A 22351-nucleotide genomic window follows, 5' to 3' on the forward strand; every position below is an offset into this window, starting at 1 on the left:
GTCTTCAAAACGTCTTTACGATAACATAGGGGCAAACAGAAGGCAAGAACATACAGGGGGGCGAAGAAACAATTTATGGATAAAAGTCTTGGTGACATACAGCGTGAGGTTGACGCTTATATCTCACAATTTAAAGAAGGTTACTTCAGCCCGCTGTCCATGCTGGCCCGGATGTCAGAGGAGGTGGGCGAGCTTGCCCGGGAAGTCAACCATCAGTTTGGCGAGAAACCCAAAAAGACAGATGAAGCGGATAACTCGATCGAGCTTGAGCTGGGAGATATTCTGTTTATTACGGTTTGCTTCGCCAATTCACTGGGAATTGATCTAACCGAGGCCCACAATAAAGTGATGCACAAGTTCAATACCCGTGATGCAGGACGGTGGACACTAAAAAACACCGATTAGGCTTTTATAACATATGCTGTACCAAACGAACGGGATTTAGCCGTGAGGATGGTGGGCAAATGGATCATAACGATTATGTTAAAGCGGCATACCGATCAATTCTCCGCAGTGATTTTGCAGAGGCAATCACATTGTTCGAAGCGGCTATTGCAGCCAGCCCGGATGATGCCGAGGTCAGATACCGCTGCTCTATTACGTATGCCCGCAGCGGCATGCTTGAAAAAGCGCTGGAGCATGCACGGGCGGCGTTAAATCTGGATAGAGGAAAACCGGAGTATGGGCTTCACCTTCAGCATTTGCAGGCCTTGCAGCTTGTCCGGAAGGCCAAAAGGCTGCTTGAGGATGATATTACGGGGACTAATAACCCGTATCACCCGATTACCTTATTGAAGGAAGCGATTGTTCTTGACCCTTTGTACGGGGATGCATATGTATGGCTAGCCATCGCACACAGCCGGATGAATGAGCATGTGCAGGCGATTGCCGCACTTAAAGAAGTCATGTCCCTGCATCCGGATGATTCCGGGCTGCGGCAGCTTATGAAAGACCTTCAGAAATCATTGCAAAAGTATATGGGATAAGATAATTATCAACCAGTCATAGCGAGGAGGAATAAGGGTGAGTGACAAGATCAGGGTTATCGTCTCCGGGGCAGGAGGCAGAATGGGCAAAGAGGTTATTAAGCTGGTGCTGCAGGATGAAGAGCTGGAGCTTGCGGCAGCCGTAGACCGTTCAGCTAGCGGCAGCGACGCCGGCCGTTTGGCTGGGCTGGAAGAGTGCGGAGTTAAGGTTGTAGCTGATTTGGAAGCTGCCCTGGCGGAGAGCGGCGGAGAGGTTCTCGTTGATTTCACCACGCCGCAATCGGCTTATACCCATACTGCACTTGCTATTAAATATGGGGTGCGTCCGGTTATCGGTACTACCGGATTTACCACGGAGCAGATTTCCGAGCTGGACAAGCAATGCCAGGATCGGGGGATTGGGGGACTTATCGCGCCAAACTTCTCAATCGGAGCGATTCTGTTAATGAAATTTGCCGCTCAGGCGTCCAAATATTTTCCGCATCTGGAAATTATCGAAACCCATGGAGACCAGAAACTGGATGCACCTTCAGGTACGGCGATCAAAACCGCAGAGATGATTTCTGAAGCAAGGGAGGAACTTCGTCAGGGGAATCCTAAAGAAGAGGAAGTAATCGAAGGCGCACGGGGGGGCTATTACAACGGCTTTCGTATACACAGCTTACGGCTTCCGGGTGTTTTTGCACAAGAAGAGGTGGTTTTTGGCGGGTATGGGCAATCGCTCAAAATCCGTCATGATTCCTATGAACGGGCAGGCTATATGCCCGGGGTCAAGATGGGGGTCCAGAAGGTGATGGGCTACACCGGTTTGATTTATGGTTTTGAGCACTTTATTGAATAGACGGGGGATATCATCATGTTGAAAATAGCATTTATTGCGCATGACCGGAAGAAAGATGAAATGGTTAATTTTGTGACTGCTTATGAACATGTGTTTGTAGGGCATGAGTTATTTTCTACCGGAACTACCGGTCAACGTATTATGGAAGTTACAAAGCTATCTATTCACCGCTATATGTCAGGGCCGCTTGGCGGGGATCAGCAGATCGGTGCGATGGTAGCTACGGATGAGCTGGATCTGATTATTTTTCTTCGGGATCCGCTGATGGCGCAGCCGCATGAACCCGATATTACTGCCCTGCTTCGCCTGTGTGATGTATACGGCATTCCGGTGGCAACCAATATCGCGACAGCTGAGATTCTGGTCAAAGCGATTGACCGCGGCGATTTCGCCTGGCGTGAGCTTGTACATAAATACAAGCCGGGTGTGGATGAATGAAGCTGGACATTCTTGTGTTCGGTGCGCATGCAGACGATGCAGAAATCGGCATGGCGGGGACTATTGCCAAACATACTGCCGCCGGACTCCAGGTTGGGTTATGTGATTTGACCGCTGCGGAAATGTCATCGAACGGAAATGTGGAACGCCGCAAAACCGAGGCACAGCAGGCTGCGGATGTACTCGGGGTTTCTGTGCGCACGAATTTGGGTCTTCCCGACCGTGGGTTGTACCTGACAGAAGAGCATCTGGCGGCAGTGACACTGGAAATCCGCAGATTTGCCCCGGACATTGTGTTTGCACCTTATTGGGAAGACCGGCACCCGGATCATATTGCCTGCAGCAAGCTGGTGGAAGAAGCAGTGTTCAATGCCAAGCTTCGGAAGTATATGCCGGACAAGCCTGCAGTGCCTGCTCCACAGCTGTATTTTTATTTCATTAATGATTTGGGGCGTACTGATCTTATTGTTGATGTGACTGAGCAGTACGGTCTTAAAGAGCAGGCACTGTCCTGCTACCGGTCTCAGTTTGAGAAAACCCCGGGAGAGGATGTTGTCTCCACTCCCTTAACGGAAGGCTATATTGAACGTGTACGCTCCAGGGATATGCTGCTTGGACAGCGGAGGTTGATTCCTTATGCGGAGGGGTTCGCCAGCAAAGTGCCGTATGCTGTAGATCTGTTCAGTTCACCCCTCAGGCAGCGGTTGAATCAATAACCTTTCTAAAATGGTCATAAACCACTATAATAAATTCATATCATTACACGAAGTAATGAACTCAAGTCTTATGAAGGGGACGGAGCGATGGACCGGCTAAAAATAGGCATCACCTGTTATCCGTCTCTTGGCGGCTCGGGTGTTGTGGCAACCGAACTGGGCAAGCTTTTGGCCGAAAAGGGTCATGAGGTCCATTTTATAACACATAGTATCCCGTTCCGGCTAGGAACGTTTCAGAAGAATATCTTTTATCATGAGGTAGAGGTCAACGATTATTACGTCTTCCGTTACCCTCCTTATGATCTGGCGCTTGCGACCAAGATGGCCCAGGTGGCCAAGATGGTAGGGCTGGACTTATTCCATGTCCATTATGCGGTGCCCCACGCGGTTTGCGCCTATCTGGCCAAGCAAATGCTGGGCAATGATATCAAGGTAGTGACTACCCTGCACGGGACCGATATTACGGTACTTGGACAGGATGAATCGCTGAAGGACCTGATCCGTCTGGGTATTAACGAGAGTGACGCGGTGACGGCTGTTTCGCAGGACCTTATCAAGGAGACCCGCAAGGTACTCGATATCACCCGTGATATCGACCTGACTTATAACTTTGTTGACAAACGTGTGTATTATCCCCGGGATGTGACCGATCTGCGGGAGGATTTCGCCGCACCTGATGAGAAAATTCTGATGCACATCAGCAACTTCCGGCCGGTCAAACGGGTATCGGATGTGGTGGATATTTTTGCCAAGGTCAATCAGGAGCTGCCGTCACGCCTGCTGCTGGTTGGGGAAGGACCCGAGCTGCCCAAAATCCAGGCTAAAATCTGTGAAATGGGACTGGAAGACAAGGTTCGTTTTCTCGGCAAGCAGGATGAGATCGCGCAGGTAATCTCCTTGGCTGATCTGCTGCTGCTGCCTTCGGAGAAGGAAAGCTTTGGTCTGGTGGCTCTCGAAGCGATGGCTTGCGGCGTGCCGACTATCGGTTCGGAGGCTGGAGGCATTCCTGAACTGATCCAGCATGGGAAGACCGGATTTCTGGCACCTATCGGAGATACAGCCGCAATGGCAAAATATGCAGTTAAGCTGTTGTCCGATTCCCGCATGGAGGAGCAGTTCAGACAGGCTTGTCTGGAACGGTCCTGTAATGACTTCAGCAGAGATGTGATCACTAATCAATATGAGGATATCTATTATAGGGTGCTAGGGCGCAAAGTGCGCGGATTGGATACAATCCAGAGTTAGGGAGTGCTTGCAATATGGACTGGACAATGGCGCCTTCCGGAATGGCCCAAGCGGCAAATGTAGTGTTATCGGCCCTGCTTGAGCATGGTCATGAGGCATACTTCGTTGGCGGCTGTATCCGTGATGAGCTTCTGGGGCGGCCGGTGCATGATATCGATCTGACGACTTCAGCACTTCCCGGAGAGGTCATGGAAATTTTTCCGCGCTGTGTCCCAACTGGACTTGCTCATGGTACCATTACCATTCTTCAGGATGGCTGGAGCTTTGAAGTGACGACGTACCGGACGGAGAGCGGGTATGCCGACCACCGCCGTCCGGAGCACGTCTTATTTGTAAGAGATGTGAATGAGGATCTCCGCCGGCGTGATTTTACAATCAATGCGATGTGCTGTGGTCTTGATGGAATTAGAGTTGATCCTTATGGCGGAGCAGAAGATTCGGTACGACGCCTGATCCGCTGTGTAGGTGATGCAGAGGAACGCTTCGATGAAGACGCGCTTCGCATGCTGCGCTGCGTCCGCTTCGCATCAGTGCTTGATTTCCGGGTCGCCAAGAATACTTGGCGGGGTCTCCTGCGCCAGCGTGACAAGCTGGCGCACATTGCTGTGGAGCGCGTTCGCGCGGAGCTTGAACGCATCGTCCTCGGCCCGCATCCACAGCGCGGCCTCGGTCTGCTGGCGCGCAGTGGGCTGCTGCCGCGCGGCAAGGCGCCGTTCCCCTGGACCGGCAGCGACATGGCGGCAGCCGCCGCCCTGACGGCCGGGATCGGGGACCTGCAGGACGCCCACCTGCGGTGGGCGCTCCTCCTGCATGCCCTGAAGCGGTCGGCCTCCGAGGCCGACGAGCTGCTGCGGGCATGGACGTTCCCGGGGGCGACGCGCAGCGCCGTCGCCGGGGTGCTGCGCGTCCGCGAAGCGTGGGACGCAGCGCTTGCGGAGGTGTCGCCTGGGGAACCCGGCGGCACGGAGGCCCTGCGGCGGCGCTGGATCGCCGCCGTGCTGGCCCACGGCCAGTCAGCCGCCGAAGGGTGGCTGACGCTGCTTGCGGCGCTGCCGGAGGCCGCAGCGCCTGGCCTTGCTCTTGGTGCGCCTGCTCCAGGCGCCCCTGCCGCGCAGCGGCCTAACGCGCCTGCTCCAGGCGCTTTCGCCCCGCAACGGCCTAACGCGCTTGCCCCAGGCGACTTCGCCGCGCAGCGGCCTGACGCGCCGGACATCCCCGCTCTGCGGTCCTGGACCGCTGGGATGCCGCTTCATACCTTGGCGGAGCTGGCAGTGACGGGCAGGGAGCTGGCAACGGTACTACATAAGCGCCCGGGTCCGTGGCTGGGAGAGCTGTTGCAGCGGCTGCTCATGGCTGCAGCGGCAGGTGACATTCCTAATGACAATCGATTATTGCTTTTGGAAGCAAAAAGGATGGATAGTAATGAACAGTAATGAGAGGCTCCGGCTGCCTTGGGCCGGGCGGGACACTTTTGCATGCAGTTGGCTGGATCGTGTTCAGCTGCTGGAAGAGGTAGTGTCCACTCAGGAAGAAGCCAAGAAGCTTGCCGAGAACGGTGCTCCCGAAGGTACATCCGTCCGGGCTGAAGAACAGACCGGCGGCAGGGGGCGGATGGGCCGGAAATGGCATTCCCCCCGCGGTAAAGGCATTTGGATCAGCATTGTGCTTCGTCCAGAGCTACCATTGTCACTAACTCCTCAGCTTACACTGCTGGCAGGAGTTGCCGTCTGCACAGCTATCCGTGAGGTTACTGGTGTACAGGCGGGGATTAAATGGCCCAATGACTTGCTCGCGGGCGGGCGCAAAATCTGTGGCATCCTGCTGGAATCCTCTCTTCGGGAAGGCGGTCTGCATTACTGCATTGCCGGAATAGGCATTGCCGTTAATTTGACGGAAGAGGATTATCCCCAGGAATTGAAGAGCATCGGCACCTCTCTGTTGATTGAAGGCGGAGGTATCCCTGTTGACCGTACAGTGCTCACTGAGGCTGTTCTGACTGAGCTGGAGTACTTATATATTCTTTACAGTGAACAGGGATTTAAGCCCATCAGGGAGTTGTGGGAGTCCATGTCCGTCACACTGGGACGCCAGGTCTGTTATAATACCCCGGAAGGACGCTGTGAGGCTCTGGCGGTGGGGCTCGATGATAATGGCGGGCTGCTCCTTAAGGATAGGACGGGTGCTGTTATGAGTGTGCTCTCGGGTGAGATTGAAATGATCTGAGATGACGAGGTTCCATTCCTTGTCATCTCTTTTTGAAGATAAAAAATGTATTGGTTCTACGCCCTAAATGGTCTTTAACTTTCTGGTGAAACAGAATGCGTTTTTTTCAAAGGACCAGCAAACTGTTTCTTCATGGTTTACTTGCTTGAAGATTTTGTTATAATAAGGACAGAGACGGTATCGATTTTCGGGCTGTACTCGGGAAGAAACCTTTTATATCAGGGGATTTACTGTTAGATTCACCTTCATAACTGTATTTCACGGTTACGTTGGATTCTGCTCTGAGCCGTAAGGACCGAGACAGAAGGGACGATCGCGAGTGACTCTTTTTTGCCCATCGGACCTTTTTAGCGGACTATGCTAAAAGGTTTTTTTGTTTGCGCGTTTACGCGTAATTAACTGCGAAAAGGGGAATGGGAGCCTATGGCTGACAAACATGCGTTAAATATTGTGAAAATGAAAAAAATGAAAACGGACGGCGTTCCGCTGAGCATGCTGACTGCTTATGATTATCCCTCAGCCCTGCTGGCTGAGGAAGCGGGGATAGACCTGATACTGGTCGGCGATTCTTTGGGGAATGTAGTTCTTGGATATGACACCACCTTACCGGTGACTATAGAAGATATGGTGTACCACACCCGCTCGGTCACCCGGGGGGCCCAGCATACTTTTATTGTAGCGGATATGCCGTTTATGACCTATCACGGCAGCATCGATGAAACCTTGCGCAGTGTTCGTAGACTGATGCAGGAAGGACGGGCACATGCCGTCAAAATGGAGGGCGGACTGGAAATCTGCGATACGGTATCCGCCGTCGTAGCTGCCGGTGTTCCGGTGCTTGGCCATATCGGCCTCACCCCGCAGTCTGTAAATATGATTGGCGGCTACCGTATTCAAGGTAAGGACGCCAAAGATGCCCAGCGGCTGATGGAGCAAGCGAAGGCGCTTGAAGCTGCCGGTGTGTTTGGGATCGTCCTTGAGCTGGTGACCGAAGAAGTGGCTGAAGCCATCTCCAAGGCCGTCAGCATCCCGACCATTGGGATTGGAGCAGGCCGTTATTGCGATGGACAGGTGCTGGTTTTCCATGACCTGTTGCGTTACGCCTCTCCATACCGGGAGAAACGTTTTGTCAAAACCTATGCCGATGTTGGCAATTTGATCCGTGAAGGGATCAGCAGCTATGTCCAGGAAGTGAAGGACCGTTCCTTCCCGGCGGAAAGTCATGTTTTTAACGCAGAAGAGCATGTGCTGGAGTCTTTATACGGCGCGGCCGGAAAAGGAGAGAAATAAGATGAGAGTAGTCAGAACGGTTCTACAGTTGCGCGAGGCGCTGGATTATATGCGGATGGGAGGACATACACCGATAGGCTTTGTGCCGACGATGGGCTATCTCCACGAAGGACATGCCAGCCTGATCCGTAAAGCGGGTGAAATGAGTAACACGGTTGTGATGAGCATTTTTGTCAATCCGCTGCAATTTGGGCCGAATGAGGATTTCTCTTCTTATCCGCGCGACGAATGCCGTGATCTGGAGCTTGCAGAGCGTGAGGGTGCCGATATCGTGTTCATACCTTCTGTGGAAGAGATGTACCCTCAGCCTATACGTACCAAGGTATCGGTGGACTCGCTAACGACCCAGCTGTGCGGGGCTTCCCGCCCTGGACATTTTGACGGTGTAACCACAGTAGTAAGCAAGCTGTTCAACATGGTGCAGCCGGATTATGCCTTCTTCGGACTCAAGGATGCCCAGCAGGTTGCTGTTTTGCGCCGGATGGTATCTGATCTCAATATGAATGTGGAAATAGTCGCCTGTCCGATCGTCCGGGAAGGGGATGGACTTGCGCTTAGCTCACGGAATGTTTACCTCAGCAGTGAGGAGCGCAATCAGGCCCTGGTTCTGTCCCGCTCACTCCGTGATACCCGCAAGGCGCTGGAAGAAGGAACCGTCAGAACAGTGGATGAAGCACGCAAGCTGCTGGTATCGATTATTTCTTCATCGCCGCTCGCCGTCATTGATTATGTGGAAATCCTGTCCTTTCCGGACCTCGAAGCGTTGGAAGACGGGTCACCGCTCAGCAATGCAGAGGGAGAGGTTATCATGGCGCTCGCAGTGAAGTTCGGCAGAACAAGGCTGATCGACAATAATGTTTTTATTCCCAAGGAGGTACACGCTCTTGTTTAGACATATGATGAAATCCAAAATCCACCGTGCTACCGTAACGGAAGCCAATCTGAATTATGTGGGCAGCATCACCATTGACGAGAACCTGATGGAAGCAGCTGACCTACTCGAAAATGAAAAAGTACAGATTGTTGACAATAATAACGGTTCCCGCCTGGAAACGTATGTCATTCCCGGACCCCGGGGCAGCGGCGTTATTTGTCTGAACGGAGCAGCAGCCCGGCTGGTGCAGCCGGGAGATACAGTGATCATCATCTCCTACGCTATGCTGTCCTCTGAAGAACTGGCCGCCCATAAACCGACGGTTGTATTCGTGGACACCGATAATAAGCCGGTTAAACTGACAGATCATGAGCTGCATGCAACCATTGCCTGAAGCTTAAGTCATGCAATGAATGCCAGGGATGAAGAGGCCCGTACTTGTGAAAAATGAAGGCAGGCAAGCTTAAGCTGATTTCATTTTCAGTAAGGGTGGGATGTCCCGTGTTTCAACATTTATTTGCTGAGATGAACAAGATGCTTCAGGAAATCACCGCCGACTTCCCTACTGCGGAGGGTGCCCGCCGGAATGATCTTTTATGCAAGTACAACATGCTGCACAGACTTAGTGACGAGGTAATGGATGAATGGCTGTCCTTTGCCGAGAAGCTGAGTGATTTTCGTCAAAATGCTGATTTTTCTCTGCCTTCCGATGAGGAAATGCCACAGGCAGAGGCACCTGAGCTTGTTATGGACTCCTTTGTCCGTGGACAGGGCTACTACAAGCTGCTTATGTACAGGAAATGTATCGAACAATTCAAGGATGTCATCACCAGGTATCCGGACAGTCTGGCAGCACGCCTCTATTTGGCAATGGCCTATCTCCAGGAGGGGGAATTAGACGTTTCCTGGGGTCATTTGCATCACATGCTGGCTCTGATCCGTGAGAAGAAGCTAAAAGCCATGATCTACAATGCACTCGGCTGCATCAGAGCCTCTCAGGAACGCTATAGTGAGGCTCAGGAGCTCTTCAACCTCTCCTTACAGCATGATCCCCTGCTCGCTGAACCCGGCGTCAATTTGGAGGTCTGCCGCAGGCGTGGAGGCAAGCTGCAATTTGGGCACCAGCTGGTTTCGCTTTTATAACCCTTATTCCTCCATTTAAGCGATGCATCCCGCTAACCAAGGGGTGTGCATCGCCTTTTTTCGTAACATCTGTTATGCTGATAAGGAGTCTCAAGTGAAAGGGAATAGAACTTATAATGAAATTTGCCGTGCTTGATTTTGAAACTACGGGAACCCAATCCGTGGGTGAGATCATCCAGGTTGGCCTTGCCATTATAGAAGAAGACCGGTCTATTTCACGGGTGTATGGTTCCTACGTTAAGCCCGGAACACCGATCCCCCCGTTTATTACAGGATTGACCGGTATTACAGACAGTGATGTGCAAGATGCACCTGAACTGGATGAAATGATGATGGAGCTTGTCCCTATGCTCGACGATGTCGTTCTGGTTGGACACAATGTGGCTTTTGATTTTCATTTTCTGCAGAATGCGCTCGACCGGTGCGGCTATTTGCCGTTCCAGGGCCGGATTCTGGATACGATTGATTTTCTTAAAATATGCTTTCCGTCATTGACCACGTACCAGCTTGGAGCGGTAAGTACCTATTTTAGCCTGACGCATGACCGTCCGCATCAGGCGGACAGCGACGCGCTTGCCACCGCTCTCGTACTGTTGAAATGCCTGGAGGAACTGTATAGCCTGCCTCTACTGACCATTCAGCGTCTGAATGAGCTGTTTGCCGATGAGGACAGTGATCTGGCCTGGTATTTCGACGGGCTGCTCCGTGAACGTGAAATGGAGACCTTCCAGCCTGAAGGGGAGCTAACCTTTTACCGTCAGCTTGCGCTGGCTGTGGGGGATTGGTCGGAGCTATCTCCTCCCCGTGAGGAGGGAACTGGCAATCCTCTGCAGAATATTACCTTTGAGGAATATATGGAAGAGGTGACCCAGCGGCTGAAGGAGACTTTACCCCAATACGAGAGCCGTGAAGCCCAGGAGATTATGATTCACGAGGTCATGGCTGCACTAGAGGGTGACAAGCATCTCTTGATCGAGGCGGGAACGGGTACCGGCAAGTCGCTGGGCTATCTGCTTCCGGCCATTTACCACAGTGTGCGCTCAGACCAGAAGGTAATGGTGAGCACACATACCATCAACCTTCAAGACCAGCTGCGTGAGCGCGACATCCCTCTGTTGACGAGTGTCGTGCCGTTCCCGTTTAAGGCTGCAATCTTCAAGGGGAGAGGACACTATTTGTGTCTGCGGAAGTTTGAACATAAAATAAACAAAAAGGACTTTACAAGTCCGCGGGAAGAAGCGCTTACTGCGGCACAAATGATTGTATGGCTGACCCAGACTCAGTCGGGTGATGATGAGGAGCTGAATCTGAACGGTCGCGGCGGTGATTTCTGGGAGACCGTAGCCAGTGATACGGATTCCTGCCTTGGACGTTCCTGCCCCTGGTTCCGCAAGTGCTATTATCACCGGGCCAAGCACGAAGCCGGGATAGCGGATGTCGTAGTGACCAATCATTCCAAGCTCTTCGCGGACGTCAAGGCCGGGCATCAGCTGCTCCCGGCGTATGAGCACCTCGTCATCGACGAGGCCCATCATTTGGAGGATATTGCAGGCAAGCACCTGGGCATGCAAATGAAATACTTCACCGTCGCCCATACGCTTACGCGTCTCTATAAAGACAGCCGGAGCGGCCAGTTGCCGGCTCTGCGTCAAACGCTGCAGTCATCAGGCAGTGAACAGGCGGCAGAATGGAGCGGTGTGATCGACAGAATCTACCCGGATCTGCTTACGGTTAAGGAATCATGGGACACGCTTAGTGACAAGCTGTTTGCCCTGCTGCCGGAACGCAGTGACGCCGCTGCGGGAGAAGCCGGACAACTGGTTACCCGACTTCTGCCGGGCAAGAGGCCCAAGGACTGGGAAGAACTAACTGCGCTTGAGAACACACTTCATCTTAGTCTAAGTGATATTATTCGCAAGGGCGACAAGATGCTCAGTGAAATGCGCGAATCGGAGAGCCAATCATCATCGGATAGTCTGGTAACGGATATCGGGGGGTTATTCAAGGACTTGGCCTCCATCCGTGAGCAAGTGCGTTTTTTCATGAACCTGAATGACGAGAATATCGTCTACTGGATGGAAGGTAGCGGCAACTATAGAGGGAAGTCACTGCAGTTGTATGCCGTACCAGTCGATGTCAGTGCCCAGCTCAAGGAACTCTTTTTTGATAAAAAGAAAAGCATAGTCCTTACTTCAGCTACTTTGTCCGTAGATAAGTCCTTTCAATTTATGATTGATAATCTGGGACTGGGCGAGTCTGCAGAACAGGGAAGGCTGATGACAGCACTGCTCCCATCTCCGTTTAAGTACCGTGAACAGGCACTTCTGGTCATACCGCGTGATTTCCCCAGTGTCAAAGGCAGTGTGGGCGATGCCCGTTTTGTCGATAAGCTGGTGCATTCATTGGCGGAGGCTGCTGTGGCTACACGGGGCCGGATGCTTGTGCTCTTCACTTCCTATAAAATGCTGCGCCAAGTCTATGATCCTCTAAAGGAGGCGCTTGTCTCCGAGGACATTACGGTACTGGGGCAGGGAGTGGAAGGCGGCAGCCGGAGTAAGCTGATCCGGCGTTTTCAGGACAGCTCCGCCTCTGTATTGCTCGGAACAAGCAGCTTCTGGGAAGGTGTGGATATTCCCGGCGAGGCTTTGACCTGTCTGGCCATTGTCAGACTGCCTTTTCAACCACCGAACCATCCGCTTGCGGAGGCTAAGGCAGAGCTGCTTCAGGCACAGAAAAAGAACCCGTTTATGAAGCTGTCGGTTCCCCAGGCGGTTATCCGCTTCAAACAGGGTTTCGGCCGGCTGGTGCGTACTGCCCAGGACCGGGGTATTGTTATAGTATATGATACCAGGGTTATCGAATCTTATTACGGAAAGTATTTCCTCTACTCGCTGCCTGGACCCAAAATGGAGCATATGCTGACGGATCAGATGGTTCCGCGAATTGCGGAATGGCTTGAAGACGGCAGCGTATCTTAACCTGCAATCATTTCAAATATAGTCAAGGAACAACGAAGCTCTGTTCTCCTGGTATCCGGTTCGTGCTGAGATACCAGGGAATGGATTGTACTTATGCTCACAAAACTTGGCATATGCTTACGAAGTGAGTTTTGTACGAAGTAATACTATGATGCATTGCTCACAAAACTTTTAGGAGGAGAAAATATGAAATCGGATAAAATATCGGAGGCCGTGGTACGCAGACTTCCAGTGTACCTGCGCTTCCTGAATGATCTCCTGAAGCGTGAAATCTCCACCGTATCTTCCCAGGAGCTGGGACAAAAGCTGGATCTGAATCCGGCGCAAATCCGCAAGGATTTGGCCTATTTCGGGGATTTCGGCAGAAAAGGTATTGGCTATGATGTGTCATACCTGATTGAGAAAATCCGCCATATCTTGAAGCTTGACCAGCAAATCAACGTGGCATTGGTGGGTGCAGGTAATCTCGGCCACGCTCTCTCAAATTACAATGCTTACTTGAAGGACACGATGAAAATCACTGCTGTTTTTGATTCCTATGCTCCCAAGGTCGGGCAGAAAATCAACTCACTCATTGTCCAGCCCATGGAAGAGCTGGGAAGCACGATCCGCGAGCAGGGCATCCGCATCGGTATTATCACTGTACCGGATAGTGAAGCACAGAATGTTGCAGATATTCTGGTGGATTCAGGCATTGAGGCGATCCTTAATTTTGCACCCGTAATCTTGAAGACGCCGTCCAACATCCGGATTCACGCCGCTGATTTTACTACCGATTTGCAGAGTCTGGCCTATTATTTGCACGATGGAAAGGACGAAGTGGAAGATGAACAGCAATAAGACAGTAATTGTAAATGGGCGATTTCTGGTTCCGGGTACGGAAAGTCCGGTTCTAAGCGGCTATATGACTATAGAAAATGATCTCATCACATACATAGGAGAAGTCAAACCTGTTATTGAAGAAGGGACACAGATCGTTGACGGCAGCCGTCTGCTGTTCATGCCGGGTCTGGTCAACACCCATGGCCACACCGCCATGTCTCTGCTCCGCGGATATGGGGATGACATGGTTCTTCAGAACTGGCTGCAGGAGAAGATGTGGCCCATGGAAGAAAAATTCACTAGTGACGATGTCTACTGGGGAACCTCTTTGTCTGTACTGGAAATGCTGAAGGGAGGCACAACCACCTTCCTGGATATGTATGACCATATGGACAGGGTTGCTGAGGTTTCAGAGCAGTCGGGAATGCGTGCCGTGCTTATGCGCGGGGTTATCGGCCTCTGTCCTGAGGATGTGCAGAACCATAAGCTGGCGGAGGCGATAGCCTTTGCGCGGAATTGGCATGGAAAGGCGGATGGAAGGATCACAACGATGATTTCCCCGCATGCCCCTTACACCTGTCCTCCTGAATTTTTCGTGAAATTTGTACAGGCTGCCCATGATCTGAACCTGCCTATGCATACACACATGTCCGAAACCCGGCGGGAGGTCGAGCAGAATGCCGCAGATTACGGCCTGCGTCCGGTAGCGCATCTGGAGAAGCTGGGGATGTTCACGCGCCCGGCCCTCGTGGCTCACGGGGTTCATTTGAATGATGAAGAAATAGAGATTCTAGCACGTTACAACGTAGGGGTATCCCATAATCCTGGCAGTAACTTGAAGCTCGCAAGCGGTGTAGCACGGGTACCGGAGCTGTTGCGTGCAGGAGTCAAGGTATCGCTGGGCACTGACGGTGCGGCAAGCAATAATAATCTGGATATGTTCGAGGAGATGCGCCTGGCTGCTCTGATCCACAAAGGTGTGAGCGGAGATCCAACAGCAGTACCTGCACCGGAAGCATTGCTGATGGCGACCGAATACGGCGCACAGTCGATTTTCCTGGACAACACAGGCCGGCTGGCTCCGGGAATGAAGGCTGATTTCATTGCCCTGGATATTGACCAGCCGCACTTCCTGCCTCATACAGACCTGCTCTCCCATGCCGTGTATTCAGCGAGTGCTAAGGATGTCGAGCATGTATGGGTGAATGGTAAGCAGGTTGTGAAGAATGGACAGTGCCTGACTTTAGATGAGGAACGAATCCGCCGCAAAGCACAGGAAACCTTTGAAAGCCTGCTGAAACGGTAAAAAGAACAGGATCTATGAAGCATCCAGAGGAAAGGGAGCTGCAACTTTGAAGAAAAGAAGAAAATGGCTTCTGCTGGGGATACTCCTGGTTCTGCTCCTTCTGTTCGGACTAAGCCAGTTCTATGCTTATGTGATGAAAGACCAGTGGAACGAACGCAGTGCAGCCAGAGAGGTTGCTGAAGCAAGGGCAGGATTGACCGAGGTAACCAAAGCACAGAAGTCCGTATGGGACGAAAATTCGGTATACTGGGTACTTACAGGACGAAATGCAGCTGGAACGGACCTTATGGTATGGGTACGCTTTACGCTCGACGGCAAACCTGCCGGAGGAGACAACGGTGTATACGTGGAAGAGGTGTCCAAAGGCACATCTGAGCAGAAGATCCGGTCTATCATTGCGTCAGACCTCCCCGGAAGCAGCATTGAGCGGCTTCTGCCCGGGGTGTACAACGGAGAATATGCCTGGCAGCTATTTTACAAGCTGGAAGGCCGGTATTATTACAAGTTTTATCGTTTCGCGGATGGCAGCGCGATTGGAGACGGCTACAGCTTGCCCAGCCGCTAATGCCATTAGTTCAAGGGAAAAGACAATAGCGGGTGGACCATATTCTGTCTGCCCGCTTGTTTGTATGTGGAAAATGTTATGCTCGTGTCACTTGATATTAATCAGTTGACCCTAGAATACTGAAATGGGATATATCAGCAAGTATATACTTAAGATAAAGGTTTGAATGTGGCTCGATGCATAATTAGACAAGATCCAAGGACATGAAAAAGACCGCAGCGCTAAACGTTGCGGTCTTTGCTGACGATATAAGGGGAAAAGAGCTGTCAGTTCGCCCAAAAATTAGTACTGAAAATTTTAAATATATTCACACTTTTCTTCGAAATCGTATATACACCTGTGATATACTACTATTTGTATTAAGGCATGCTTAATAGCAGGCCTGTCTCGGAAGAGCGCTAGACACGCTATTTTGTAAGTTTAATATAATTTATTCACTTTGTTTTCTTATCTTTGAGAGGAGGACGTTTCTTGAAACTACGCCTAATGCCTGTACTGCTAACGTCTCTGCTGTCTGCTGCGCTTTTATTTGGCGGCTGGTATTCCTATCGTGAGTTCGCCGTGCAGGAACCGCTTCAGAAGATTGTATCTGCATATGAGGGAGTGAATGATTCCCATATCTCTATTAAACGCAATGAGGTTACTTTGAAACTTGATTTGAAGCCAGGCACAAAATTACGTGAGCTGGTACAGTATGTGAATACTGAGGGCAGATCAGTTATAGACGGCCGGACTCTTAAGCTGGATGTTGAGCAGCATTCCAGCCAGCTTTTGGATGAATATTGGGATAAAGCGATGTTCTCGGTTGCCGAAGCGATGGAGAGCCGTAAATATACATTAATACCTGCGAAGCTGGATGAATTGAAATCTCAGAATTCCAAATACAGCAGTGTGATCGCAACGACCGAAATCGATGACAGTAACGTATATGTGAGCCTTAGCGATGGTAAGGAAAGCAAATTCATTATTTTGCCTCGCGTAGCGGCAACGATGGGGGTGTGGAATAATGCCTAAGTTCTGGAAAGAGGTATTAATCGGATTTGTTCCTGTACTGGTGATTTTTATGGCTTTTATCGGCATCAATATTTTTCCGGTTATCATTGCAGCTGGCATGGTTGGCGCATTGCTTCTTATTGCCCACCTGCGCGGCGGACTAACCGTGAATGCCGGTGGAGACAAAAAACGAAAGAAGAACGGCCCTTCGAAGCTGACTTTTGAAGAAATCGGGGGACAGGACAATGCCAAGCAGGAGCTGCGTGAAGCGCTGGATTTCCTGATCCGCCATGAGGAAATTAGTAAATTCGGTATCCGCCCGCTCAAGGGGATTCTGCTGACAGGCCCTCCGGGAACGGGGAAGACGCTAATGGCCAAAGCAGCAGCCCATTATACAAATTCTGTATTTGTAGCCGCATCGGGCAGTGAGTTCGTCGAGATGTATGTCGGTGTCGGTGCCGGACGCGTACGCGATTTGTTTAAGGATGCACGGACGCGTGCCTTGAAGGAAAATAAACAGAGTGCAATTATTTTCATCGATGAAATCGACGTCATCGGCGGTAAACGCGAAGGCGGACAGCAGCGTGAGTATGATCAGACGCTCAATCAGCTCCTGACTGAGATGGATGGAATTTACAACAATGAAACGCCGCGTATTCTGCTGGTCGCGGCAACAAACCGCAAGGAAATGCTCGATTCAGCGTTGCTGCGTCCCGGCCGATTCGACCGTCATATCCAGGTGGACATGCCGGACAAGAAAGGCCGCAGATCCATTCTCGATCTGCATGCCCAGAACAAACCGCTGCATGAAGAGGTTAATCTGGACAAGATTGCAGAAGAGGCCTATGGCTTCTCCGGCGCCCAGCTTGAGAGCGTGATGAACGAAGCAGCGATCTACATGATGCGTGAGAACCTGACAGAAGTGGAGCAACGGCATCTGTCAATGGCGATCGACAAGGTGATGATGGGCGAGAAGACAGACCGTGAGACGAACCACGAAGAGAAGAAACGGGTGGCGATCCACGAACTGGGACATGCAATTATGGCTGAGATGCTTCGTCCGGGAAGTGTCAGCCAGGTAACGCTTACGCCGCGTGGGCAAGCCCTAGGTTATGTACGGCATAATCCTCAGACCGAACAGTACCTGTACACTAAGGACTACTTGGAGAACCAGATTATGATTGCCCTGGGCGGAGCGGTAGCAGAAGAAATGTACTACGGCGGAAGAAGCACCGGATCACGCGGAGACTTCGACCAGGCGCTCAATATTGTTGAGACGATGATGAAATCAGGACTGACGTCCCTAGGGATTGCCAATCTGCAAATGGTTACCACAGAAGAGTTAATGAAGGAAAACAGTAAAATACTGGATGAATTAATGGTGCGTACTCATGAGCTTCTCGGGAAGCAGCGAAATGTGTTTGATTACTCCCTTGACATTTTAATGAAAGAAGAAGTTCTCTCCGGAGAGCAATTTCGTTGTCAATTTCGTGACAGCGTCCTTTTACCGGCATAATTCTTTATGCCGGTTATTTTTTTTTACTTTTCAGACATGCTAAGATATTATTATATGTCGGGCTACATATTTTTTACGACAGACAAGGTACAATACAAAAGTATAGATACCTGAAAGGATGGAGACTTTTACATGAATTTTAAAAAAATCGGTGTCATCGGTGGTGGCACAATGGGTCAAGGGATTGCTGAAATGCTGGCAGCCAAGGGCCTGGATGTTATGCTTGTGGAGAAAACCGCAGAAAGACTGGACTATTCTTATGCAATGATCGAGACGAGTCTCGACAAACAGCTGGAGAAATGGGCAATTACCCAAGCTGAAAAGAAGCTGATTCTCAGCCGTATTGAAAAAGTAACGCATTTCGCTGAACTCAGCTCCTGTGATATGGTCATTGAGACCATTACTGAGGACCTGGACGCCAAGCAAAAGGTATTCAATCAGCTCGATCAGGTGTGTCCGAGCCACATTATTCTGGCCAGCAACACGTCTACACTCAGCTTGACTGAGCTTGCCAGCTCTACAATGTACCCGGAACGCGTCATCGGCATGCATTTCATACATCCTGTAGCTAAGGTAGATCTCGTTGAGATTGTGCGCGGACTGAAAACCTCTGACAGCACTTTTGAAGATACCAAAGCTTTTGTTGATGAAATTGTTGAGAAAAAAGGCGTTATGATTTACGAATCCCCAGGGTTTGTATCTTCACGCCTCATTTGCCTGTTCATTAACGAAGCTATGCATGTCCTGCAGGAAGGTGTCGCTTCCCCAGAGGATATTGACGATGCTATGCGTATTGGCTATCAGTTCCAGCACGGGCCGCTTGAAATGGCTGACCGTTTCGGTCTGGATTCCGTTCTGGCCGCTCTGGAGAATATGTTCCGTGAGTACGGTGAACTGAAATACCGTCCATCCACTATTCTTAAGAAAATGGTGCGTGCAGGACAACTGGGCATGAAATCGGGCGAAGGCTTCTTCAAGTACGACAAGGATGGTGACCGTGTATGAATATTCTAGTTATTAACTCAGGCAGTTCTTCTTTGAAATACCAGCTGTACAATATGACGGATGAATCTGTACTTGCCAAAGGTCTGGTAGAACGCATCGGGATGGACTCCTCCATTCTGAACCACAAGCCAACAGGCAAACAGGAAGTAACAGAAGTCAGTGAAATTCTTGAGCACAATACAGCGATCCGTAAAGTGCTTGCTTGTCTGACGGACAAAGAGCACGGGGTTATTTCTTCGATCGATGAGATCAACGCAGTTGGACACCGTGTAGTTCACGGGGGCGAATTCTTCAAGGCTTCCGCGCTGGTGGATGCCGATGCCAAAACCAAGATCCGTCAATTGTTCGACCTTGCACCGCTGCACAATCCGGCAGCAATGATGGGGATTACGGCTACCGAAGTGAATATGCCCGGTGTGCCGCAGGCGGTTGTTTTTGATACTGCTTTCCATCAGACCATGCCTGAGAAAGCTTATATGTATGCCATTCCTAGAGTGCTGTACAATAAATACAAGGTTCGCCGCTACGGCGCACACGGTACCTCCCATGATTTCGTGAGCAAGGCTGCGGCTGAATACCTGGAGCGTCCGCTTGAAGACCTTAAGATCATTACTTGCCACATCGGTAACGGTGCGAGCGTGACTGCCGTTGACGGCGGACTGTCGATTGATACTTCAATGGGGATGACACCGCTTGAAGGTCTCATGATGGGTACCCGCAGCGGCGACCTTGACCCGGCAATCGTTCCTTATGTAATGAACAAGGAAGAACTGTCCGTGGGCGAAGTGAATTCGATGCTGAACAAGCACAGCGGACTTTTGGCTATTTCTGGCATCAGCAGTGACATGCGTGATATTATTGATGGTGCGGAAAAAGGCGAGCCGAACTCTACGCTTGCTTTTGATATGTATGAGTACCGTCTGCGGAAGTATATCGGTTCTTACGCGGCAGCGATGAACGGAGTAGATGTGATCGTATTTACTGCCGGTGTCGGCGAGAATGCCGCCGTGCTGCGTGCCAAAGTGCTGAATAACCTTACGTTCCTTGGAATTGAACTGGATGCTGAAGCTAACAAGGTCCGCTCCGGTGATCCGCGCCGTATCTCTACGGTAGAGTCCAAGGTGCAGGTGCTCGTGGTTCCGACAAACGAAGAGCTTGTCATTGCACGCGATACTTATCGTATTGTGCAAGGAATTAACGGCTAAACAGAGGAGAGATCAGTTGGGATGGCTAACAAGAGTGTAATCAAGAACGTGAATGAGCATGTTGGGGAAACTGTTGTGATCGGCTGTTGGGTGAACAATAAGCGCTCCAGCGGTAAAATTCAGTTCCTGCAGCTTCGGGATGGTACAGGCTATATCCAGGGCGTTGTGGTGAAATCGGAAGTGCCGGAGCAGGTCTGGGACGATGCCAAGAGCCTCACCCAGGAAAGCTCATTGTATGTGACCGGAATCATCCGTGAGGAGCCCCGTAGTCAATCTGGATTTGAGATGACTGTAACGGGTATAGAAGTATTGCATCTTACAGAGAATTATCCAATTACCCCGAAGGAGCATGGCGTCGATTTCCTGATGGATCACCGTCATCTCTGGCTTCGTTCCGCGAAGCAGCGGGCAGTGCTCGTGATTCGTGCGGAGATTATCCGGGCGATTCAGCAATTTTTCAACCAGAACGGGTTCACGAAGGTGGATCCGCCGATCCTGACGCCAACGTCGGCAGAAGGTACAACGAACTTGTTCCACACCAAATATTTTGATGAAGACGCCTATCTTACGCAGAGCGGACAGTTATACATGGAAGCTGCGGCGATGGCACTTGGCCGTGTGTATTCCTTCGGTCCGACTTTCCGTGCAGAGAAATCCAAAACCCGCCGTCATTTGATCGAGTTCTGGATGATTGAGCCGGAAATGGCATTCACGGATCACGAAGAAAGCTTGAAGGTTCAAGAAGAATTTATCAGCTTTATCGTACAGTCCGTGCTAACTAACTGCCGTGCGGAGCTGGAAGCGGTTGGCCGCGATGTGTCCAAGCTGGAAAATATCAAAGCTCCGTTCCCGCGTATCACCTATGATGATGCAATAAAATTCCTGAATGATAATGGACATGAGATTGCCTGGGGCGATGACTTCGGGGCGCCGCACGAAACGGCGATTGCGGAAGCCAACGATAAACCGGTGTTCATTACGCATTATCCGGCCTCCTTCAAGGCATTCTATATGAAGCCGGATCCTGAACGTCCAGAGGTTGTCCTCTGCGCAGATATGATTGCACCTGAAGGCTATGGGGAGATTATCGGCGGATCACAGCGTATCGACGATCCGGCTTTGATGGAGGAGCGCTTCAAGGAACATAATCTTTCAATGGATACTTACAAATGGTACATGGATCTGCGCACCTATGGTTCTGTGCCACACTCCGGTTTTGGCCTTGGCCTTGAACGGACGGTAGCCTGGATTTGCGGTCTGGACCATGTACGGGAAACGATTCCGTTCCCTCGTACATTGTACCGTCTATACCCATAGGCAATCAAAGGGGGCTGCGCATGGAAGGCAAAGGATGGAGTACCTGGGGCGAAGGCGTGTCTTTTGGCCTCCAAAACGGGATGGCCGTCATTCCTTACGCACTCTTGAAGTATTACCGGAAGCTGAACCTGACCGGCAGTGAAGCGATGCTGCTTATTCATTTGCTGTCTTTCCGCCAGGTGGAGGGGATTGAATTTCCTTCCCTGGAGGAGCTTCAGACAGTAACCGGACGCAGTATATCAGCAATAGCGGGAGAACTGCAAAAGCTTATGAAGGAAGGCTTCATCAGCATTGATGAGGACAACGACGAGCTGAGAGATATCCACTATGAACGCTATAACTTCTCAGGCTTGTATGATAAGCTAGGTGCGTTTCTGTCGGTACTTGCTCAAGAATCCGTAAAGGAGAGAAGCAAACCTGTAAGCAGCGCACCCAGTCTTCGGGCGTCTGCACATCATACAGGGACTGCTGCTCCGGATGGAGGCTACGGGAGTCCGGCTACTCCTGCGGGCAGGGATGCGGAGGAGAGCCGCAGTCTGTTCACAATTTTTGAGAAGGAATTTGGCCGTCCGCTTTCCCCGATGGAATGTGAAACCATTTCCGGCTGGGTAGATCAGGATAAGTACCCGGAGGAATTGATTCTTCTCGCTCTGAAAGAGTCTGTATTCGCCGGAAAAGTTCATTTCCGCTATATTGACCGTATACTGCTGGAATGGGCCCGCAACCGGGTAAAGAATGCCCAGGATGTTAAGGCCTACTCCCAGAAGTTCCGCAGCGGCGGCAGGTGAAAAGAGGATCAGCTGAAGTTTCTTGTCCTTAAAGGACGGGAGACGTTCAACGTCCTTCCTAACATAGAAACAACCGTACTTCAGTTGGCTGGTTAGCCAT

The 22351-nt window shown here is 51.0% G+C and carries 22 protein-coding genes and 1 pseudogene; all 23 read left to right on the top strand.

What is annotated here, in order from left to right; genetic code table 11:
• Positions 1-75 precede the first annotated feature (75 nt).
• On the top strand, positions 76-405 hold the full coding sequence (locus A3848_RS25455) for a nucleotide pyrophosphohydrolase (protein ID WP_074087648.1): 330 nt from the start codon (positions 76-78) through the stop codon (positions 403-405).
• Between the two features lie 59 nt (positions 406-464).
• Entirely contained in the window at positions 465-986 is a 522-nt protein-coding gene (locus A3848_RS25460) for a tetratricopeptide repeat protein (protein WP_074087649.1), read from the top strand.
• Positions 987-1023: 37 nt separating this feature from the next.
• A complete protein-coding gene (gene dapB, locus A3848_RS25465) occupies positions 1024-1827 on the top strand; it encodes a 4-hydroxy-tetrahydrodipicolinate reductase (RefSeq protein WP_074087650.1) in 804 nt (267 codons plus the stop codon).
• A 15-nt stretch (positions 1828-1842) separates the two neighbouring features.
• Positions 1843-2265 (top strand): methylglyoxal synthase, encoded by a 423-nt coding sequence (mgsA, locus tag A3848_RS25470; protein ID WP_074087651.1) that lies wholly within the window; start codon positions 1843-1845, stop codon positions 2263-2265.
• Positions 2262-2981 (top strand): bacillithiol biosynthesis deacetylase BshB1, encoded by a 720-nt coding sequence (gene bshB1, locus A3848_RS25475; protein ID WP_074087652.1) that lies wholly within the window; start codon positions 2262-2264, stop codon positions 2979-2981. Before mgsA ends, bshB1 begins: the two co-directional genes overlap by 4 nt.
• Before the next feature lie 87 nt (positions 2982-3068).
• Positions 3069-4226 carry an N-acetyl-alpha-D-glucosaminyl L-malate synthase BshA gene (bshA, locus tag A3848_RS25480; RefSeq protein WP_074087653.1) on the top strand — a complete coding sequence of 386 codons (1158 nt, stop codon included), beginning with the start codon at positions 3069-3071 and terminating at the stop codon, positions 4224-4226.
• 41 nt (positions 4227-4267) lie between these two features.
• Positions 4268-5074: pseudogene (locus tag A3848_RS33490) on the top strand (CCA tRNA nucleotidyltransferase); the annotation flags it as partial.
• 90 nt (positions 5075-5164) lie between these two features.
• The gene (locus tag A3848_RS33160; protein ID WP_256702552.1) at positions 5165-5659 is read left to right on the top strand and encodes an HD domain-containing protein; all 495 of its coding nucleotides are present in this window, start codon (positions 5165-5167) and stop codon (positions 5657-5659) included.
• A complete protein-coding gene (locus A3848_RS25490) occupies positions 5649-6449 on the top strand; it encodes a biotin--[acetyl-CoA-carboxylase] ligase (RefSeq protein WP_074087655.1) in 801 nt (266 codons plus the stop codon). The genes A3848_RS33160 and A3848_RS25490 overlap by 11 nt, the downstream gene beginning before the upstream one ends.
• Before the next feature lie 423 nt (positions 6450-6872).
• Entirely contained in the window at positions 6873-7739 is an 867-nt protein-coding gene (panB, locus tag A3848_RS25495) for a 3-methyl-2-oxobutanoate hydroxymethyltransferase (RefSeq protein WP_074087656.1), read from the top strand.
• 1 nt (position 7740) lies between these two features.
• Positions 7741-8631, top strand: coding sequence for a pantoate--beta-alanine ligase (gene panC / locus A3848_RS25500; protein WP_074087657.1), 891 nt, complete (start codon positions 7741-7743; stop codon positions 8629-8631).
• On the top strand, positions 8624-9007 hold the full coding sequence (panD, locus tag A3848_RS25505; protein WP_074087658.1) for an aspartate 1-decarboxylase: 384 nt from the start codon (positions 8624-8626) through the stop codon (positions 9005-9007). Before panC ends, panD begins: the two co-directional genes overlap by 8 nt.
• 107 nt (positions 9008-9114) lie before the next feature.
• On the top strand, positions 9115-9756 hold the full coding sequence (locus tag A3848_RS25510; RefSeq protein ID WP_074087812.1) for a tetratricopeptide repeat protein: 642 nt from the start codon (positions 9115-9117) through the stop codon (positions 9754-9756).
• A gap of 116 nt (positions 9757-9872) precedes the next feature.
• Positions 9873-12734 (top strand): ATP-dependent DNA helicase DinG, encoded by a 2862-nt coding sequence (dinG, locus tag A3848_RS25515; RefSeq protein ID WP_074087659.1) that lies wholly within the window; start codon positions 9873-9875, stop codon positions 12732-12734.
• A 186-nt stretch (positions 12735-12920) separates the two neighbouring features.
• The gene (locus A3848_RS25520; protein WP_074087660.1) at positions 12921-13574 is read left to right on the top strand and encodes a redox-sensing transcriptional repressor Rex; all 654 of its coding nucleotides are present in this window, start codon (positions 12921-12923) and stop codon (positions 13572-13574) included.
• Positions 13561-14862: an amidohydrolase gene (locus tag A3848_RS25525; protein ID WP_074087661.1), complete on the top strand. Its 1302-nt coding sequence runs from the start codon at positions 13561-13563 to the stop codon at positions 14860-14862. Before A3848_RS25520 ends, A3848_RS25525 begins: the two co-directional genes overlap by 14 nt.
• A gap of 46 nt (positions 14863-14908) precedes the next feature.
• Positions 14909-15427 carry a cell wall elongation regulator TseB-like domain-containing protein gene (locus A3848_RS25530; RefSeq protein ID WP_074087662.1) on the top strand — a complete coding sequence of 173 codons (519 nt, stop codon included), beginning with the start codon at positions 14909-14911 and terminating at the stop codon, positions 15425-15427.
• 471 nt (positions 15428-15898) lie between these two features.
• Complete coding sequence (locus A3848_RS25535; protein WP_074087663.1) at positions 15899-16441, top strand: hypothetical protein; 543 nt, start codon at positions 15899-15901, stop codon at positions 16439-16441.
• The gene (locus A3848_RS25540) at positions 16434-17936 is read left to right on the top strand and encodes an AAA family ATPase (RefSeq protein WP_074087664.1); all 1503 of its coding nucleotides are present in this window, start codon (positions 16434-16436) and stop codon (positions 17934-17936) included. The genes A3848_RS25535 and A3848_RS25540 overlap by 8 nt, the downstream gene beginning before the upstream one ends.
• Positions 17937-18068: 132 nt before the next feature.
• On the top strand, positions 18069-18941 hold the full coding sequence (locus A3848_RS25545; protein WP_074087665.1) for a 3-hydroxyacyl-CoA dehydrogenase family protein: 873 nt from the start codon (positions 18069-18071) through the stop codon (positions 18939-18941).
• Positions 18938-20146: an acetate/propionate family kinase gene (locus A3848_RS25550; RefSeq protein WP_074087666.1), complete on the top strand. Its 1209-nt coding sequence runs from the start codon at positions 18938-18940 to the stop codon at positions 20144-20146. Before A3848_RS25545 ends, A3848_RS25550 begins: the two co-directional genes overlap by 4 nt.
• A 21-nt stretch (positions 20147-20167) precedes the next feature.
• Positions 20168-21463, top strand: coding sequence for an asparagine--tRNA ligase (gene asnS, locus A3848_RS25555; RefSeq protein ID WP_074087667.1), 1296 nt, complete (start codon positions 20168-20170; stop codon positions 21461-21463).
• 20 nt (positions 21464-21483) lie between these two features.
• The gene (locus tag A3848_RS25560; RefSeq protein ID WP_074087668.1) at positions 21484-22251 is read left to right on the top strand and encodes a DnaD domain protein; all 768 of its coding nucleotides are present in this window, start codon (positions 21484-21486) and stop codon (positions 22249-22251) included.
• The last annotated feature ends 100 nt before the right edge of the window (positions 22252-22351 follow it).

This window comes from Paenibacillus sp. P32E (assembly GCF_001909085.1).
Lineage (GTDB): Bacteria > Bacillota > Bacilli > Paenibacillales > Paenibacillaceae > Paenibacillus_AQ > Paenibacillus_AQ helianthi.

Coding starts and splice junctions, on each gene's coding strand:
- A3848_RS25455 (WP_074087648.1), top strand. CDS start 76: ATGGATAAAAGTCTTGGTGACATACAGCGTGAGGTTGACGCTTATATC.
- A3848_RS25460 (WP_074087649.1), top strand. CDS start 465: ATGGATCATAACGATTATGTTAAAGCGGCATACCGATCAATTCTCCGC.
- mgsA (WP_074087651.1), top strand. CDS start 1,843: ATGTTGAAAATAGCATTTATTGCGCATGACCGGAAGAAAGATGAAATG.
- bshB1 (WP_074087652.1), top strand. CDS start 2,262: ATGAAGCTGGACATTCTTGTGTTCGGTGCGCATGCAGACGATGCAGAA.
- bshA (WP_074087653.1), top strand. CDS start 3,069: ATGGACCGGCTAAAAATAGGCATCACCTGTTATCCGTCTCTTGGCGGC.
- A3848_RS25490 (WP_074087655.1), top strand. CDS start 5,649: ATGAACAGTAATGAGAGGCTCCGGCTGCCTTGGGCCGGGCGGGACACT.
- panB (WP_074087656.1), top strand. CDS start 6,873: ATGGCTGACAAACATGCGTTAAATATTGTGAAAATGAAAAAAATGAAA.
- panC (WP_074087657.1), top strand. CDS start 7,741: ATGAGAGTAGTCAGAACGGTTCTACAGTTGCGCGAGGCGCTGGATTAT.
- dinG (WP_074087659.1), top strand. CDS start 9,873: ATGAAATTTGCCGTGCTTGATTTTGAAACTACGGGAACCCAATCCGTG.
- A3848_RS25520 (WP_074087660.1), top strand. CDS start 12,921: ATGAAATCGGATAAAATATCGGAGGCCGTGGTACGCAGACTTCCAGTG.
- A3848_RS25525 (WP_074087661.1), top strand. CDS start 13,561: ATGAACAGCAATAAGACAGTAATTGTAAATGGGCGATTTCTGGTTCCG.
- A3848_RS25540 (WP_074087664.1), top strand. CDS start 16,434: ATGCCTAAGTTCTGGAAAGAGGTATTAATCGGATTTGTTCCTGTACTG.
- A3848_RS25545 (WP_074087665.1), top strand. CDS start 18,069: ATGAATTTTAAAAAAATCGGTGTCATCGGTGGTGGCACAATGGGTCAA.
- A3848_RS25550 (WP_074087666.1), top strand. CDS start 18,938: ATGAATATTCTAGTTATTAACTCAGGCAGTTCTTCTTTGAAATACCAG.
- asnS (WP_074087667.1), top strand. CDS start 20,168: ATGGCTAACAAGAGTGTAATCAAGAACGTGAATGAGCATGTTGGGGAA.
- A3848_RS25560 (WP_074087668.1), top strand. CDS start 21,484: ATGGAAGGCAAAGGATGGAGTACCTGGGGCGAAGGCGTGTCTTTTGGC.